17 protein-coding genes are annotated in these 16,253 nt (G+C 71.0%); 7 read left to right on the forward strand and 10 right to left on the reverse strand.

Translation table 11 applies throughout. From position 1 onward, the window contains the following. The first annotated feature begins 148 nt into the window (after window positions 1-148). Both OOZ19_RS09745 and OOZ19_RS09750 read left to right on the forward strand, forming a co-directional pair. A complete protein-coding gene (locus OOZ19_RS09745; protein ID WP_266089729.1) occupies window positions 149-532 on the forward strand; it encodes a hypothetical protein in 384 nt (127 codons plus the stop codon). Between the two features lie 653 nt (window positions 533-1,185). Further along, complete coding sequence (locus OOZ19_RS09750; protein ID WP_266089730.1) at window positions 1,186-1,458, forward strand: SH3 domain-containing protein; 273 nt, start codon at window positions 1,186-1,188, stop codon at window positions 1,456-1,458. Window positions 1,459-1,726: 268 nt separating this feature from the next. Here OOZ19_RS09750 and OOZ19_RS09755 read toward each other — a convergent pair whose 3' ends face one another. The 3 genes from OOZ19_RS09755 to OOZ19_RS09765 all read right to left on the reverse strand — a co-directional run bounded on the left by OOZ19_RS09755 (window position 1,727) and on the right by OOZ19_RS09765 (window position 5,282). Then, on the reverse strand, window positions 1,727-2,563 hold the full coding sequence (locus OOZ19_RS09755; RefSeq protein ID WP_266089731.1) for an SAM-dependent methyltransferase: 837 nt from the start codon (window positions 2,561-2,563) through the stop codon (window positions 1,727-1,729). Window positions 2,564-2,732: 169 nt separating this feature from the next. Further along, a complete protein-coding gene (locus OOZ19_RS09760) occupies window positions 2,733-4,322 on the reverse strand; it encodes an MDR family MFS transporter (RefSeq protein ID WP_266089732.1) in 1,590 nt (529 codons plus the stop codon). A 207-nt stretch (window positions 4,323-4,529) separates the two neighbouring features. Continuing rightward, entirely contained in the window at window positions 4,530-5,282 is a 753-nt protein-coding gene (locus OOZ19_RS09765) for an SDR family oxidoreductase (RefSeq protein WP_266089733.1), read from the reverse strand. A gap of 284 nt (window positions 5,283-5,566) precedes the next feature. Here OOZ19_RS09765 and OOZ19_RS09770 point away from each other — a divergent pair, with 284 nt between their 5' ends. Continuing rightward, the gene (locus OOZ19_RS09770) at window positions 5,567-6,010 is read left to right on the forward strand and encodes a hypothetical protein (RefSeq protein WP_266089734.1); all 444 of its coding nucleotides are present in this window, start codon (window positions 5,567-5,569) and stop codon (window positions 6,008-6,010) included. Between the two features lie 11 nt (window positions 6,011-6,021). Here the strand turns inward: OOZ19_RS09770 and OOZ19_RS09775 are convergent, their stop codons facing one another. Further along, window positions 6,022-6,456, reverse strand: coding sequence for a MarR family winged helix-turn-helix transcriptional regulator (locus OOZ19_RS09775; RefSeq protein WP_266089735.1), 435 nt, complete (start codon window positions 6,454-6,456; stop codon window positions 6,022-6,024). 197 nt (window positions 6,457-6,653) lie between these two features. Between OOZ19_RS09775 and OOZ19_RS09780 the strand changes: the two genes are divergently transcribed. Continuing rightward, a complete protein-coding gene (locus tag OOZ19_RS09780; protein ID WP_266089736.1) occupies window positions 6,654-6,812 on the forward strand; it encodes a hypothetical protein in 159 nt (52 codons plus the stop codon). A gap of 223 nt (window positions 6,813-7,035) precedes the next feature. Here the strand turns inward: OOZ19_RS09780 and smpB are convergent, their stop codons facing one another. Further along, the gene (gene smpB / locus OOZ19_RS09785; protein ID WP_266089737.1) at window positions 7,036-7,566 is read right to left on the reverse strand and encodes an SsrA-binding protein SmpB; all 531 of its coding nucleotides are present in this window, start codon (window positions 7,564-7,566) and stop codon (window positions 7,036-7,038) included. Between the two features lie 146 nt (window positions 7,567-7,712). On the opposite strand from smpB, the gene OOZ19_RS09790 reads away from it, so the two are divergent. After that, entirely contained in the window at window positions 7,713-8,552 is an 840-nt protein-coding gene (locus OOZ19_RS09790) for a hypothetical protein (RefSeq protein ID WP_266089738.1), read from the forward strand. Here the strand turns inward: OOZ19_RS09790 and OOZ19_RS09795 are convergent. From OOZ19_RS09795 to OOZ19_RS09810, 4 genes are read right to left on the reverse strand one after another with little or no spacing between them, the layout of a single operon-like run. Then, window positions 8,542-9,705: an acyl-CoA dehydrogenase family protein gene (locus OOZ19_RS09795; RefSeq protein WP_266089739.1), complete on the reverse strand. Its 1,164-nt coding sequence runs from the start codon at window positions 9,703-9,705 to the stop codon at window positions 8,542-8,544. The two genes, OOZ19_RS09790 and OOZ19_RS09795, sit on opposite strands and share 11 nt — an antisense overlap. A 4-nt stretch (window positions 9,706-9,709) precedes the next feature. After that, a complete protein-coding gene (locus OOZ19_RS09800) occupies window positions 9,710-10,744 on the reverse strand; it encodes a zinc-binding dehydrogenase (RefSeq protein WP_266089740.1) in 1,035 nt (344 codons plus the stop codon). Further along, the gene (locus tag OOZ19_RS09805; protein WP_266089741.1) at window positions 10,744-11,925 is read right to left on the reverse strand and encodes an LLM class flavin-dependent oxidoreductase; all 1,182 of its coding nucleotides are present in this window, start codon (window positions 11,923-11,925) and stop codon (window positions 10,744-10,746) included. The genes OOZ19_RS09800 and OOZ19_RS09805 overlap by 1 nt, the downstream gene beginning before the upstream one ends. Then, window positions 11,922-12,881 (reverse strand): alpha/beta fold hydrolase, encoded by a 960-nt coding sequence (locus OOZ19_RS09810; protein WP_266089742.1) that lies wholly within the window; start codon window positions 12,879-12,881, stop codon window positions 11,922-11,924. Before OOZ19_RS09810 ends, OOZ19_RS09805 begins: the two co-directional genes overlap by 4 nt. Before the next feature lie 238 nt (window positions 12,882-13,119). Between OOZ19_RS09810 and OOZ19_RS09815 the strand changes: the two genes are divergently transcribed. Together OOZ19_RS09815 and OOZ19_RS09820 are read left to right on the forward strand one after the other, a co-directional pair. Next, window positions 13,120-13,773 carry a TetR/AcrR family transcriptional regulator gene (locus tag OOZ19_RS09815; RefSeq protein ID WP_266089743.1) on the forward strand — a complete coding sequence of 218 codons (654 nt, stop codon included), beginning with the start codon at window positions 13,120-13,122 and terminating at the stop codon, window positions 13,771-13,773. Window positions 13,774-14,118: 345 nt separating this feature from the next. Beyond that, complete coding sequence (locus OOZ19_RS09820; RefSeq protein ID WP_266089744.1) at window positions 14,119-14,520, forward strand: VOC family protein; 402 nt, start codon at window positions 14,119-14,121, stop codon at window positions 14,518-14,520. Window positions 14,521-14,937: 417 nt separating this feature from the next. On the opposite strand, the gene OOZ19_RS09825 is transcribed toward OOZ19_RS09820, so the two are convergent. Further along, window positions 14,938-16,251: an O-acetylhomoserine aminocarboxypropyltransferase/cysteine synthase family protein gene (locus OOZ19_RS09825; RefSeq protein WP_266089745.1), complete on the reverse strand. Its 1,314-nt coding sequence runs from the start codon at window positions 16,249-16,251 to the stop codon at window positions 14,938-14,940. Between the last annotated feature and the right edge of the window lie 2 nt (window positions 16,252-16,253).

Below are 16,253 nucleotides of genomic sequence, written 5' to 3' on the forward strand. Positions count from 1 at the left end.
CGGAGAAGCACCCGCGCCGGTCCGCCGCCGCCGGTCCGTCCGGGAGGAACGGGCCGCGGCTCCCAGGAATCTCCCAGATTCGCTCCGACTTCACCAAGATCGACCGGTCAACCTGAGTGGGTCAGCTTCCACGAGGAAAGGAAATCCCATGCGGCTCACCACTCTCCGACGCGCCTCCGCGATCGCCGGAATCGCCCTGATCCCCGCGCTGGCCTTCGGCGCCGCGGCGCAGGCCGCGCCCGCCGCGCCGACCTCCGCGTCCGCCGAGCAGGCCCCGGCCGCGGCGCCTCAGGACGTCATCGCCGAGACCGGCACGATCTCCCAGGTCGGCCAGGTCGAGACGCCGGAAGGGCGGTTCACCACGTTCCAGTTCGGCCCCGAGGGCACCTGGTGGCTCGCGGGTGCGGACACCGTCGTGATCAAGGGCGGCCAGGTCGTCGCGCCGGAGGCCCTCCAGGTGGGCGACCACGTCACCGCCGAGGGCGAGTTCGACGGCCGGACCGCCTCCGCGTCGCGCGTCGAGGTTCGCTGAGACCAGCCGTGCCGCGGAGGGACGAGGAGCCCCTCCGCGGCACGGCCGCGCTCTCCGGTCCGCGTCTCATCAACGCCGCTGGGGCGCGGCCCCGTCCGACTCCGCGCATCGTCCCGCGGCCTCCCCAGGGCGTGCGCGCCACCGCGGCGAAGCAGACGGCGTTGCGCGGGTTCTCCGCGGCGAACTCGTCCCGGCTCCTCCCGCAGCTGAGGATGACGATTCACCGCCCGCACGGGAGCAGTTACGGTTCCGCAGCAACACAGGTGGCCGCTCAAAGCACCCGGCGATATGCAACTGTCCACAAAAGACATTTGGCCGGGTCGTGAACTGACGTAAGCCCGAGGGCACCTCGAACTGGGAAAGTTCCGCCGCAGCGCCGTCAACGGAGGTCATCTCCGGTCCACGGAGGAGCAACGCGGGGCACCGGACCAACCGGGCGGAGTCGTGATGAACGCCACTCCGCATCTTTGATCAACCCGCATTTCAGCTCGCTGATCCAAACCTACGGTGTTCACGTTCAGAGCAGTGGAACGTCTACTCCGAGGTTGCTGAGAACAATGCGAATGAGGATGCTACTCACTTCCGTCGCTGCCGGTGCCGCAGCGCTGACCGCTGGAATCACGGCTGCAGTTCCGGCCTCGGCAGGCCCCGCCGTGACAGTGGGGGGAGCTCACCAGGCCGCTCCGAGCGAAGTCCGCAGCGTCAAAACCGCCATCGACGACGTGACGGTGCGCCGAGGCCCGGGAACGTCGACGGAGGCGCTCGGCATCATTCCCAAGGGCGGTGTCGTGCCGCACACGTCCGAGCACAACGTCCAAGGTGAGGTCTACATCGACTGCACCAACCAGGAGAACAACTACTGGGTACCTGTGAATTGGAACGGGGCCAGTGGTTTCGTCGCGGCCGGATGCGTCATCGCCCAGTAGGCCGGCTAGCCGGGTGCGGTGTTCGCACGGCAGCGAGCGCTCCGACAAATGAAGCCGCCCTTCGCAAGTCGTGAAAATGCGGGTCGACGACCACCGTCGAGTGCGATCACCGCGGCGGGACCAGCGTGAGATCCATTGACCCCGGCCGGGTGCCGCGGAGGGACGAGGAGTCCCTCCGCGGCACGGCTGCGCTCTCCGGTCCGCGCCCCGTTCAACGCCGCTGGGGCGCGGCCCCGTCCGACTCCGCGATTCGTTCCGCGGCACCCGGCTACGGCTTGCGCGCCACCGCGGCGAAGCAGACGGCGTTCTGCGGGTTCTCCGCGGCGAACTCGTCCACCTCGGTCAGGTCGGAGCGCCATTCCGAGGTGAACGCGACACCGGGGTCGAGCAGTTCCCAGCCGGTGAAGAAGCGGCGGAACTCCAGTTCGTCGCGGGCGGTGAAGCCGGGGTTCTGGGTGTCCTTGTAGGAGTCGATGAAGTCCAGCGTCTGCGACCGGACGGGTTCCGAGACGCCGTCGACGGTGGCGTGGCTGATCGCGAGCCTGCTACCGGGGGGGAGCGCGTCCTTGTACTGCTCCAGCGCGGCTTCCGGATGCTGGTCGCGCGGGATGAAGTGCAGCAGCGCCACCGCGAGCACGCCGATCGGGCGGCTGAAGTCGAGCAGTTCCCTCGTGGCCGGTGCCGCGAGGATGGCCCCGGGTTCGAGGAAGTCCCCCTGCACCACGTCGGTTCCGGGCACCGCGTCGAGCAGCTCCTTGGTCTGCACGACCGCCACCGGCTCGTTGTCCGCGTAGAGCACGCGCGCGTCCGGATTCACCTGGTGGGCGATCTCGTGCGTGTTGCCCACGGTGGGCAGGCCGGCGCCGATGTCGAGGAACTGGTCGATGCCCTCTTCGGCCATGGTCTGCACCGCGCGGCGCAGGAAGGTGCGGTTCCACCGCGCCACGTCGGCGATGTGCGGCAGCTTCTCCTTGGCCTGGGCCACGAACGCCCGGTCCGCCGCGAAGTTGTGCGCTCCGCCGAGGTACGCGTCGTACACGCGCGCCGCGCTCGGGAGCTCCACGTCCACACCGAGCGCCCGCCACCTGTCTTGATCACCAGCCATTCACCCAAAGTAGTGATCACCGGAGGTGACGACAACCACCCGATGGACGGTCGGATTCCCCCTTCCAGTGCCGGAGAGCAGGCGTGACCTGGGTAATCCCGATCTTGAAACTTCGCTCAGTAACGAACCTCACCAGCGATCACCGCGCCGTCGTGCCCAGGGCGCCGGCTCAGACCGCGGCCTCCTCCCGGGACCGCTGGCGTTCGAGGCCGCTTTCGGTCTGCAGCGGGATCTCCTTGATGCCGAGCACGGCGATCAGCGACACCGCGCCCAGCACCGCGGCCACCACGAAGATGGTGGCGGTGCCGTTGCCGTAGGCGCCGCGCACGATGTCGGCCAGCGCGGGCGGAAGCTGGTTGAGGCTGCCCAGCCCCACACCGGCCGAGTCGCCGCCCGCGGGGACGTGGACGCCGATCGCGGCCAGCCCCTGCGCGATCCGGTCGCTCACCTCGGTCGCCAGCACCGCGCCCAGCACCGACACACCGACGGTGCCGCCGAGCGAGCGGAAGAACGTCACCGTGGAGCTCGCCGCCCCCAAGTCCGACGGGGCGACGGTGTTCTGCACGGCCAGCACCAGGTTCTGCATCATCATGCCCATGCCGCAGCCGAGCAGGAAAAGGTAGCAGCCGAGCAGCACCATGCTCGTGCTCTCGGTGATCGTGCCCAGCAGACCGAATCCGACGACCGTGAACACCCCGCCTGCGCCCAGGTAGCCCTTCCAACGGCCGAAACGAGTGATCAGCGCGCCGGACCCGGCCGAGGAGAGCATCGATCCGATCACCATCGGCAGCGTCAGCAGCCCGGCCGCGGTGGGGCTGTAGCCGCGGGCGATCTGGAAGTACTGCCCGAGGAACACCGCACCGCCGAACATGGCGATGCCGACGGCGATGCTCGCGATGGTGGCCAGCACGGTGGTGCGGTCCCGGAACAGGCGCAGCGGGATGATCGGCTCCGGTACCCGCGCCTCCACCGCGACGGCCAGCGCCAGCAGCACCGCGCCGAACCCGGCCAGCCCCCAGGACGTGCCCGATCCCCAGGCGAACTGCTTGCCGCCGAGCGTCACCCAGATCAGCAGCGCGCACACCCCGCCCGCGATGAGGGCCGCGCCGAGGTAGTCGACCCGCACCTGCCGCTTGATGACGGGCAGGTCGAGGGTGCGCTGCACGACGATCAGGGCGACCACCGCCAGCGGCACCCCGATGAAGAAGCACCACCGCCAGCCGAGCCAGCTCGTGTCCACGATGAAGCCGCCCAGCAGCGGCCCGGCGACGGTGGCCACCGACATGACCGCGGCGATGGGGCCGGTGTACTTGCCGCGTTCCCGCGGGCTGATCATGGCCGCGACCACGATCATCACCAGGGATTGCAGGCCGCCGAGCCCGAGTCCTTGCAGCGCACGCCACGCGATCAGCGTGTCGACGGACTGCGCGAGGCCTGCCGCGACGGAACCGGCGGTGAAGATACCGATCGAGACCTGCACCAGCAGCTTCTTGCTGAACAGGTCGGCGAGCTTGCCCCAGATCGGGGTGCTCGCCGTGGAGGCGAGCAGGGTCGCGGTGACCACCCAGGTGTACTGGTCCTGGCTCCCGCGCAGCTCGGTGATGATCGTGGGCAGCGCGGTGGAGACGATGGTCGACGACAGCAGGGCCGTCATCATCGCCAGCAGCATCCCGGTGAGCGCCTTGATGATCTGGGGTTGCGTCATCCGGCCGCTCTCCTCGGCCGTGGACTCCGGTACGGGCGCGTCCGCGTTGGGCACGGGTGGTCTCCTGTGGGGAACGTCGTGGGAGTCAACCTGGACCGCCCGACGGCCCCTCCAGACCGCCACCGCTGCACGGTGACCCGCGGGCAATGGTTGATACCTTCAACCATACGCGATCCGTTGCATCGTGCAACCAGTCCCCGTCCGGAACGCGCGGCGGCTCGCTCGCCCCCGCAACGAGGAAGCCTCCGCACGAACGACTCCTCAGCTCCCGGCGGCGGCCCGGACATCGGCCAGGTACCGATCGAAGGTCTGCCGCCCCCGGACGTGCTCCCCGCGCGGCAGCAGCCCGCCACCGCGCATGTCGACGCCGACCCTCCCGGGCGCGGAGACCGGCAGCACGAGCTTGCGCAGACCGCGCGCCCCGACCAGGCGGCGTGCCATGTCGACGACGTCCATCCGCTCGGGCCCGGCCAGCTCCGGCGCGCGGCCCGCCGCTTCCTGCTCGGCGTGCGCGACCAAGGCCGCCGCCACCTCCGCTGCCGCCACCGGTTGCGACAGCATCCGCGGCACCACCGCGACGGGCGAGCGGTTCGCGAGCAACGGCGCCGGGAACTCGAAGAACTGCGTGGCGCGCAAGATCGTCCACGGTACGTCCCCGCCCGCGACGACCTCCTCTTGAGCGCGCTTGCCGTAGTAGTAGCCGAAATCGACGACGTCGCAGCCCACGATCGACAACGCGACCACGTGCCGCACACCCGATCGCCGCGCCGCCGCCAGCAGGTTCTCGCTCGCGCGGGCGAAGAAGTCGACCGAGGCCCGCTTCCGGACCGTGACCACGTTGCTCACGTCGATCACCGCGCGACAACCGGACAGCTCCTCGTCCAGCCCGGTGCCCGTCATCAGGTCCACGCCCCGCGAACGCGCCAGCACCACCGGCTCGTGCGCCGCGGCCAGCAACTCCGCCACGACCAGGCGCCCCACCAACCCGGTGCCTCCCACGACCGCGATCTTCATCGGCTCCTCCTCCCGCCCTCGGCCGGTGCTCACCGGCGTCGAGTCGGGGACGAGGCGGCCCGCGCCCGATGTGACAGGAGGTGATCGGAGTCACCACCCCGAGCGGACCCGCAGAAGCCTTGTCACACCTGCGGCGTCGCTCTCGTCATCAGAGCGCGGCACGGCGGACGAGCCGGACGGCCCGAACTCCCCGGGGACGTGCAACGGCCGGTCCTCCGCCCGTCCTCGGCACCGCGGCTCGCGAACCGGAAACCGATCAACGAAAACCGGGAAGGACACCGACCATGTCGAACGAAGCACGGCCCGAACGCGGCACCCGAACGAAGGTCGCCGTCGACCGCACCAGCCTGGCGGCGCTGGCGCTGATCGCCGTCTACAGCGGTTGCTGGGCGTATGTCGCCCCGCTGTCCTGGCACCGGTCGTTCCCCGGCTTCGGCCTGAGCTGGCTGCCCCAGCTCGGCCCGTACAACGAGCACCTCGCGAAGGACACCGGTGCGATGTTCCTGGCGCTGGCGGTGCTCAGCGCGCTCGCGCTCTGGCGGATCGCCGACGGGGTGCTCGTGCGCGTCGCGGGTGCGTCGTGGCTGGTGTTCGACGTTCTGCACCTCGGCTACCACCTGACGATGCTGCACATGTACGGCTTGCGGGACCAAGTGCTCAACGTGCTCAGCCTCGGTCTCCTGGTCGTGCTGGCACTCGTCCTCGTCCTGCCCGCACGCCGCCGCTGAACGAGGACCGCTCAGAGTTCCGCCTCGCCGAGGCGGTGCAGGAGGCGGGTGAGCTCGGCGATGTCGTCGGGGTTCCAGCCGCCCAGCGCCTCGCGCCACCGCCGCGCTTGGTCGTCGAGCTGCTCGGCGACCTTCGCGCTGCCCTCCTCGGTGAGCACGACGAGGCGGGCGCGGGCGTCGCTGGGGTCGGGCACCCGCTCGGCGAGGCCGATCCGCACGACGGCGTCGACCTGCCTGCTCACGGTGGACTTGTCCAGCGACAGCGCACCGGCGAGGGCCGACATGCGCATCGCCCCCTCCTTCGACAGCAGGACGACCAGCGGGTAGGCGGTCGGGTCGAGCCGGGGGTGCACCGCGCGGGCGAGCTCGCGGGTGCGCAACCGCGTGCGGCGCCCCAGCTCGCGCATCTCCTCTTCCAGGGCTGGCAGGTACTCCTCCGCGGACACCTGGCTCCTTCCGTGCCGAACCGATCAGTTGATCTTAATGCCCACTTCGCGGATCGATCGGGTCATCGCCCGATCACCCTGGGTGCACGTCGCGCCCTCCCCGGTGCTCACACCCGGTGCGGGACCAGGCATCCTGGGCACCGTGCCGTCCGCCAGGCGGCACCCGTTGAAGAACCGGAACCAGAGGAGGCCACGGCATGAGCGAGCCCGACCCGTTGATCGACCCGTCCCGCGACCCGAACCCCGGCGTCGCCGACCACGCCGCCCCCGAGGGCGCCGGCATCGATCCCTTGATCGACCTGTCCCGCGACCCCAACCCCGGCGTCCCCAACCACGCCAAGCCGGACGAGGACTGAGCGGTCCCTCCCTGAACGACTTGCGCAGCGGGTCAGGTAGCGGAACCTCAGCGGTTTCCTCGCTGCGGGACCGATCATCCGAGTGGCGCCGCCACGAGGGACATCGCCGTCCTCGCGAGGAACCGCTGAGAACCCGCCGGTGGTCGATCCGCGCAGGTGGTCACTGCTCGGCGGCTCCGCCGACGAGCCCCAGAACCGAAGGCCGCCGTGACAACGGCGGGCCCTACGGGCTGTAGCGCAGCACCGGGTCCTCCGGTGGTCTGCGCCGGCCCTTCTCCGCCGGGCGGCCCTTGAGCTGCCAGCCGATGCCGCGGGCCATCTCGCGTTCCGCGTCGCGGGCCGCGATGTCGCGGCGCTTGTCCCAGTTCTTCTTGCCGCGGGCCAGCGCGAGCTCGACCTTGACCCAGCCGTCGCTGAAGTACATCGACAGCGGGACCAGCGCGAACCCGGTCTCCCTGGCGCGCACGTTCAGGCTTCGGATCTCCTTGGCGTGCAGCAGCATCTTGCGAGTGCGGCGCGGTGTGTGGTTGGTCCAGCTGCCGTGCCAGTACTCGGCGATGTGCAGGTTGCGCAGCCACACCTCCCCGCCGTCGACGGTGGCGAAGGCCTCCGCCAGCGAGGCGCGGCCGAGCCGCAGGCTCTTCACCTCGGTGCCGACCAGGACGAGCCCGGCCTCGTAGGTGTCGACGATCGTGTAGTGGTGCCGCGCCCGGCGATTCGTCGCGATCACCGAGCGGTCGCCGTGCTGGACCATGCGTCCGACTCTACGACCTCCGCCGGAGATCGTGTTCCGGCCGCCGCGATCATCCGATCGGGTGGGTTCGGCGCCGGCAGGGCGGTGATCGGCCGCGCGCCTGCTGGACTGGCCGTGATCGCTTTCCGCCTTCCGGGAGGACCACGGTGCGACCCCGACTCGACCGCCTGCGCGGCGCGGCCCTGCTGCTGCTCGTCCCCACCTTGATCGCGCTCGGCTGCCCGCCGGCGAGCGCGACGCCCACCCGCGACGGGGAGTCCTGCGCGGCGACGCTGGACTGCTCGGCGCTGGAACTGGACCGGTTGCCGTTGAGCGAGCGGCTGGTGTTCGTGCGCGCGATCCAGGACGAGATCGCCGCCGAGTACATCCCCGGGTTCCGGCACTGGCGCAACATCGAGGGGATCATCCGGTTCTTCGCCGAGAACGGCTTCGGCGAACCCGGCACCTGGGTGTCCTATGTGGACGCGGGGATCCTGGAGGGCGTCGAGCGCGGCGCGGCCATCGCCCTGGGCCGCTCCGAGGACGACTTCGGCAATCCCGGGTCCGAGCTGTGGGCCGACTACCTGCGCCGCCTGCACCGCGGCGAGCTCACCGAGCGGTGGGTGCACGACCCGGCGTGGGGCAACGCCGAGCAGGCCTCCACCGAGCACGGCGTGCGCTTGGCGGCGGCCCACGGCGCGGTGGCGAGCAGGGTGGACCAGCAGATCTACGACTTCTCCGAGTTCTACCGGTGGTTGCTGCGCAACCCGCAGACCGCGCTGCTCGCGCTGAACGAGGCGCTGCGCGGGACGGTCGGGCTGCCGCTGCCCCCGGCGGACTTCCTGCGCTGGTTCACCGACGTCACGATCTCCGAACCGACCTACCGGGGCGGGCACCTCGCACGTGATGTCGCGGTGCCCGACCCGGTGGCCGCCCCGATCAGCGCGCTGCGGCTGCTGCTGGCCTACGCGCCCGAGCTGCTCGCCGGCGACCGGGTCAGTCCGTAGGCCAGCGGGGTTCGGCGAGCGGGTCGATGCCGAGCGCGCTCTTGCCGATCGTCTCCAGCGCCACGTCGTTGTTCGGCGGGTGGAACTGCCCGGCCCGCACGTCGCGGTAGAAGCGTTCCAGCGGCAGCTTCCGGAAGATGCCGTGCCCGCCGACCATCCGCACACACTGGTCCACCGCCTCGTCCGCGGCGTTCACCGCCACGTACTTGAGGGTGTTGAGGTCGGCGGGCGCGAGCACCTCGCCCGCCGCGCGCCTGCGCAGCCCGTCGGAGACCAGCGCCTCCGCCGGTCGCAGCAGCAGCTCGATCCGGCTGGCGTTGAACACTTGGGCGGGCTGGCGCGCCATCGGCAGGCTCGCCCCGGTGACGGTCCGGTTCGTGACGTAGTCGAAGGCGAACCGCACCGCGGCCCGCGCCACGCCCAGGTAGATCGACGCGACGGTGAACGCGAACCACGCGAAGCCCCGCTCCTGCACCTCGTCCCACACCGCCGGATCGCTCGGTTTGCGACCGCGCTGCACGGCGGCGTCGGGGACGAACACGTCGTCGAACTTGACGTCCCACGAGCCGGTGCCGCGCATCGCCATCGTGTCCCAGGTGTCCACGAAGTTCAGGCCCGGAGCGTCGCGCTGCAGCCCGAACAGCAGCAGCTCGCCGGTCTCGGTGTCGGCGGCGGTCCCCCAGAAGAAGCCGAGCACCGGAGCCAGCGAGCAGAACGACTTGCGCCCGCTGATCACGTAGCCGCCGTCGGTGCGCTTCGCCGGGGTCGACGAGGTGCGCACGTTGAGCCCGGTGGCGGCGTCGGTGAGGCTGCCACCGACGATGGTGCCTCCCGCCACCATCCGGAAGATCGGCTCGGTGGCCGGGTCGCCGGCGGCCCAGCTCTCGGCGGCCGAGCCCAGGCCGAACACGTGCATGTTCGCTGCCAGCGCCGTCGAGGCGCAGCCGCCAGCGAGGATCCGCTGGCATTCGGCGACCGTGGCGAGGTCCGCGCCACCACCGCCGAACTCCGCGGGCACCGCGATGGTCAGGTATCCGGTCTCCCGGAGGCGCTCCAGGTTCTCGACCGGAAATCGGCCGGTGCGGTCGACCTCGGCCGCCCGTTCGGCGAATTCCGCCGCCAGGTCGGTGGCGAGCGCGGTCCAGTTCGTCATTGCTTCACGGCTCCACGATGATCTTGCAGTGTTCTTCGGGATCGCCGAGGGCGTCGAACGCCCACGGCACGTCGTCCAGCCCGACCCGCGCGGTCACCAGCGGGGCGACGTCGACGTCCCCGGCGGCGATCGCCCGCAACGACTCCGCGAACTCCGCGGGTTCGTAGCCGAAGGCGAACCGGACGGCGAGCTGCTTGGTGATGGCGAAGTAGGGGTTGATCACGTCATCGCCCATGCACACGCCCACCACGACGACCTGGGATCCGGCGGGCGCGTGGCGCAGCACGTCGTTGAGCACACCGGGCACGCCGACGGCCTCGAACACGACGAGCCGCCGGTCCCCGCCGACCCGGCGCCACGCCGCCCATCCGGTCTCGGTCGCGGGATCGACCACGTGGTGGGCGCCGAGGCGTTCGGCGAGGAGGCGCCGCGCCGGGGAGAAGTCCGCGGCGACGACCGGCGCGACGCCGCGGGTGCGCAGCGCGGCGATCACGGCGAGACCGACCGGCCCGCAGCCGAGCACGACGGCGCCTTCGTCGGTGGGTGCGGCGAGGTTCACCGCGTGCAGCCCGACGGCCATCGGCTCGGTGAGCGCGGCGTGGTGCGCGGGCAGCCCGTTGGGGACCGGGAGCACCAGCGGCGCCGACAGCAGCATCCGCTCGCCGTAGCCGCCGTGCACGGTGTTCGAGTACACGATCGGCACCGGCCCGTTCTCCGAGAGCAGCACGGGGAACGACGTGACCAGGTCACCCGGGCGCACCGCGGTCTCGGCGCCCGGCCCGACTTCCAGCACCTCGGCCGCGAACTCGTGTCCCATGTGGACATCGCGGTGCAGTTCCACCTCGTCGGATTCGAACGGCAGGCCGCTCATCTCGCGGCCCAGCGCGAGCATCTCCGCGCCGTGCCGGGCGAAGTGCAGGTCCGAGCCGCAGATCCCGCAGGCCCGCACCCGCACCAGCACCTGCCCGAGGTCCGGCCGCGGTTCGGCGACGTCGTCGCGCACGAGGACCCGGCCCGAGTTGAGCACCGCGGCGCGCATCAGGGTCGCTCCTGCTCGGCGGCGTGCGACTTGATCGCGTTGCCGATCGCCTCGCCCGCCCGGCCGAACAGCTCCTCGCGCTTGCCGGTGGCCCACTCGTGCGAGGCCCGCGGCGCGCTGAGCCTGCCCTTGAAGTGCGGCAGGACGTGCTGGGCGAACAGCCGGTACGAGTTGAGCGTGCGTTCCGGCGATGCCCAGTCGTGGCCCAGCAGCAGGAACGTGCCGAACCCGCCGGACTGGTCGAGCAGCACCTCGATGTGCGCGATGGCGTCGTCCGGGGTGCCGATGACCACGCTGTCGGATTCCGCGTAGGCCGCCGCGTACTCGTGGCGGGACTGCGGCTCGCCGTCGACCTGCTGGGCCAGCGGCACGAATCCGGCGCCACCGCCGAAGTACGCGCCGAACTCCGGCAACCCGTAGGCGCAGTCGGCGATGGCCTGCTCCTTGGTCTCGGCCAGGTGCATCGCGCCCAGCACCCGCCAGCTCGCCCGGTCCGGCGCGGGACGGCCTGCTCTCTCCGCCTCCTCCTCGACGACGCCCCAGGCTCGTCCGATCGCGGCGAAGCCGTCGGCGAGGGCGGACATCGACAGCGACAGCAGCGAGGTGCCGTGCAGACCGGCCAGCCTCGGACCGGACGGCGAGACCATCGCCGCCACCGCGACCTCCGGGTGCGGCCACGAGTAGGGCCGCAGCTGGAGCCGCGCCTCGTTCATCTCGAACCAGTCGGTGCGGCGGGTGATCGGCCCGTCCTCGGTGAACAGCGCGAGGACGGCCTCCAGCGACTCGGCCATCATGCGGCGCTGCTCGACGGGGTCGATGCCGAGGATTGCGGCGTCGGTGGGCAGCGCGCCGGGTCCGGCCCCGAAGATCAACCGGCCGCGGGTGAGGTGGTCGAGCAGCACCAGCCGGTCGGCCAGCAGCCAAGGGTGGTGGTACGGCAGCGACACCACGCCGGTGCCGAGCTTGATGTGCCGGGTGCGCTGCGCGGCGGCGGCGATGAAGATCTCCGGGCAGCCGATGATCTCGTAGCCGCCGGAGTGGTGTTCGCCGAACCACGCCTCGTCGAACCCGTACTCGTCGAGCGCTTCGACGCGCCGCAGGTCGTACTCCAGCGCCAGCGTCGGGTCCTGGCCGGTCGGGTGGAAGGGGGCGTAGAAGACGCCGAAGTTCATGGGTTTCATGCGCGCTCCTGCTCGGCGACGAAGTCGAGGAACGCCAGCAGCGCCGCGTTCACCTCGTCCGGTTTCTCCTGCTGCACCCAGTGGCCCGCGTCGGGCACCAGCACGTCGCCCTGGTGCCGGGTGAGCCACCCGCCCTGAGTGGACGATGGCGCGCCGACGAGCACCGGATCGAGCTCGCCGCCGATGAACGCGCTCGGCACCTGCACCTTCGCACCGGCCAGCTCGGGGGTGATCTCCCAGTTGCGGTCGAAGTTGCGGTACCAGTTCAGCCCGCCGGTGAATCCGGTGCGGGCGAACTCCGCGGCGTAGTGGTCGAGTTCGGCCTGGCTCAGCCACGCGGGCAGGCCGTCGGGTTCCGGGAAGCGGTCGAGGAAGTCGCGCCCGTCGTCGGCGGAGACCAGACCCGATTCCGCCCCCGGCTCCACGCGGACACCGCAGAGCAGCCTGCGCATCGTCACCGCCGGGTCCGCGGCCAGTTCCGCGTCGGCGACTCCGGGCTCCTGGAAGTGCAGGATGTAGAAGAACTGATCGCGGAACGCCTCCCGCCACAACTCCGTCGGCGGACGCGGCGGTCGCGGCGAGAACGGCACGCTCATCCCGCACACCCCGGCGACGCGGTCCGGGTGCAGCAGCGCCGTCTGCCACACCACCATCGATCCCCAGTCGTGGCCGACGAACACGGCCCGCTGCTCCCCGAGGTCGTCGAGCAGCGCGATGAGGTCGCCCGCCAGGTGCCGGATGTCGTAGGCGGCGATGTCGTCCGGCTTGCCGGAGCGGCCGTATCCGCGCTGGTCCGGTGCCACCGCGCGGTACCCGGCGGCGGCGATGGCGGGCAGCTGGTGGCGCCACGAGTAGGCGAGTTCCGGGAAGCCGTGCGCGAAGATCACCGGCGGACCGGCGCCCTCCTCCACGACGTGCAGCTCGACGCCGTTGACGGCGACGGTGCGCTCAGGCATCGGCGGGTCTCCTTTGACATGAGCCGGGAGCGTGCGGGCTGCTCGACCAGGCGGCCGGAGCGGATTTTCCTTGTGGTGCGGGAGAAATCGTCGATCCTTCATTTTGGCAACGCCTGTGTCCAAATATAGGGCATGGCAACACCCGTTGCCAATACCCGATCACTCGCGGCCACCACCCCGCCTCCAGGACCGCCGCCGCGCACGGTGAGGCGGCCGAGGCGAAGTAAGGTGAGCACCGTTGTCCACCTTCGATGAACCCGGCAAACCCGGCCGCTGGGCCGGAAAACCGCCCGCGGACCGAGTCGCGGAGCGGCGAGCGCTGCTGCTCGACGCGGCCCTGGACCTGCTCGGCACCGAAGGCTGGTCCGGCACCTCGGTGCGCGCCGTGTGCCAGCACGCGCGGCTGAACCCGCGCTACTTCTACGAGAGCTTCCCCGACCTCAACGCCCTGGTCATCGCCCTCTACGACCGCCTCATCGACGACCTGCACACCGAGGTCCGCACCGCTGCCGAGGCAGCCGGGAACGAACCCCACGAGCGGGTGCGCGCCGTGGTCGACACGACGACCCGCTTCGTCGCCGAAGACCGCCGCCGCGCACGCGTCCTCTACGTGGAGGCGCTCGGCAACGAGGCCCTCAACCGCCGTCGCATCGAAACCGGCCACCTCATCGCCCGCTACGTCGAAGCCGACGCCACCCGCGGCGCACCGGGAGACCCGGTCGTCGCCATCACCGCCGCCGTCCTCGTCGGCGGCTTCAGCGAACTCCTGATGAGCTGGCTCGACGGCCACCTCCCCATCGACCGCGACCGCCTCGTCGACGATGCGACGACGCTGTTCACCGGCCTCGGCGACACCGCCGCCACCATCGCCACCCGACGCGGGCGCGGCTGATCCGCGGCCAGTACCGGCAACCGACGGCCGACCTGGACGTCCTCTGGTCGAGGACGAATGCGAACCGCGTCGCCGCCGCCGACGACCTGCTGGAGTTCGCCACCTCGGTCGCGCACAGGGCCGGACGAACATCCGCCGAGCACTTCTTCAACGGCCCGCCGAAAAGGCTGACGGCCGACGGCACCGAGGTGACCGACGCCGACCGGGCAGCGAACGCCCTCGCCTTCGAATACGACGCACGGGCCCGCGATCGGCTGGCCACCTGCCCCCTCCCGTTGGCATGGTCGTGCCACTGGACGTAGCGGGTCGCCCGGCCGTGGTCGGGCTACAGAGCGGGGACATGCCGTGAACTTGGATCTTGTCGCGATCGTCGTCGACGAATACGACCCAGCGATCGATTTCTTCGTGGGCACCTTGGGGTTCGAGCTCGTCGAGGACTCGCCGTCCTCGACCAACGATGGCCGAGCGAAGCGATGGGTCGTCGTGCGGCCACCTCAGGCTCGAACAGGAATCTTGCTGGCGCGAGCCGATGGGGACAGGCAATCCGCCGTCGTGGGCGAGCAGGTCGCTGGTCGTGTCGGGTTCTTCCTCCGCGTCCACGACTTCGACGCCGCCTTCGAGCGGATGCAGGCGGCCGGGGTCGAGTTCGTGAGCACACCGCGCACCGAGCCCTACGGTCGCGTCGCGGTCTTCCTGGACATAGCAGGAAACAGTTGGGATCTTCTCGGCCCTCCCGGCGCCGACTGAGATCACCAGCGCGCCTCACGCGCACGCAACGATGCCGGATGCCGGCAACTGACCCCCTAGCACGTCCGCTCGCGCGTGCGATCGAGGCAGGCATGCGGGATGGCGGCAAGTGACCCACAACGACGGCGCCCCTGGCCGGTTGATCCTGGGCTCCAGGTTCGGCCGAACACGCCTGTCTCGTGTCGGGCACGTCGACCAAGGGCACATGCGGCCCGCAGACGACCGAGGACGATGGCCACTGACCGATGCGGCGCAGCTGCCTACCGCGGAGGCGGCCGGCCGCGCCGCTGGTAGGCGCTGCGGCTGGAACGCCCTCCGGCGGCCGTGGTCGTTCGCCAAGGCGGCTCGTGGACTTTGAAGGGCGGGGGTCGTACCGGTGTGACCAGTCCGTCTCTCTGGCGATCATGGGAGCTCTCGCTACGCATCCACCTCGTCGGTGCTCGCCGCTGCCAGGCCCTGCTGCAGGTCCGCGATCAGGTCGTCCACGCCTTCCAGGCCGACGGACAGGCGGATCAGGCCTGGGGTGACTCCGGCGGAGCGCTGGTCCGGTTCGGGGAGTTGGGCGTGGGTGGTGGACGCCGGGTGGATGACGAGGCTGCGGACGTCGCCGATGTTGGCCAGGTGGCTGAACAGGGTCAGGGAGTCCACGAAGCGGCGTCCGGCGGCCACTCCCCCGGCGAGGTCGAACGCGAGGACCGCGCCCGCGCCCTCGGTGAGGTAGCGCTTCGCCGAGGCGTGCCACGGGCTCGACGGCAGGCCCGCGTAGTGGACTCGCGTCACGCTCGGCTGATCCTCCAGCCAGTCGGCGATCGCGCCCGCGTTCGCGGTGTGGCGGGTCATCCGCAGCGACAGCGTCTCGATCCCTTGCAGCAGCAGGAAGCTGTTGAACGGGGACACCGCCGGTCCCAGATCGCGCACCAGCCGCGTGCGGACTCGCATCAGGTAGGCGAGCTCGCCGAACTCGGCGTCGAAGATCAGGCCGTGGTAGCTGCGATCGGGCCGGGTGAGCTGCGGCCAGCGCTCCGGCTCCGCGGCGTAGTCGAACCGGCCGCTGTCGACGATGATGCCGCCGATCCCGGTGCCGTGGCCGGAGAGGAACTTCGTCGTCGAGTGCACCACGACGTCCGCTCCGTGATCGAGCGGGCGGCACAGGTACGGGGTGGCCACCGTGTTGTCCACGATCAGCGGGACGCCCGCGGTGTGCGCGACGGAGGCGACGCCTTCGACGTCGAGCACGCCGCCGCTCGGGTTCGCGATGGTCTCCGCGTACAGCGCCCTGGTCCCGGGGCGCAACGCCCCCCGCCACTGGTCGAGGTCGTCGGGGTCGGCGACGAAGTCGACGGTGATGCCGAGGTCGGCGAGGGTGTGGGCGAACAGGTTGTAGGTGCCGCCGTAGAGCGCCGAGGACGCCACCACGTGATCCCCGGCCTTCGCGATCGCCAGCAGCGCCAGCGTCGAGGCGGCCTGGCCGCTGGCCACCGCGACCGCGCCCAGCGCGTTCTCCAAGTCGGCGATGCGCTGCTCGACCACCGACGTCGTCGGGTTCGACAACCTGCTGTAGGCGTAGGTGTCCAGGTCCTGCAGGGCGAACGCGGCGGCGGCGTGCTCGGCGTCGTCGAACACGAACGAGCTCGTCTGGTAGATCGGGGTCGCCCGCGCCCCGGTCGTCTCGTCCGGTGCGGCACCGGCGTGCACCTGCCGGGTCTCGAAGGACCAGCGTCGATCGGTCACGG

This window comes from Saccharopolyspora sp. NFXS83 (assembly GCF_026241095.1).
In the GTDB taxonomy this organism is placed as follows: domain Bacteria; phylum Actinomycetota; class Actinomycetes; order Mycobacteriales; family Pseudonocardiaceae; genus Saccharopolyspora_C.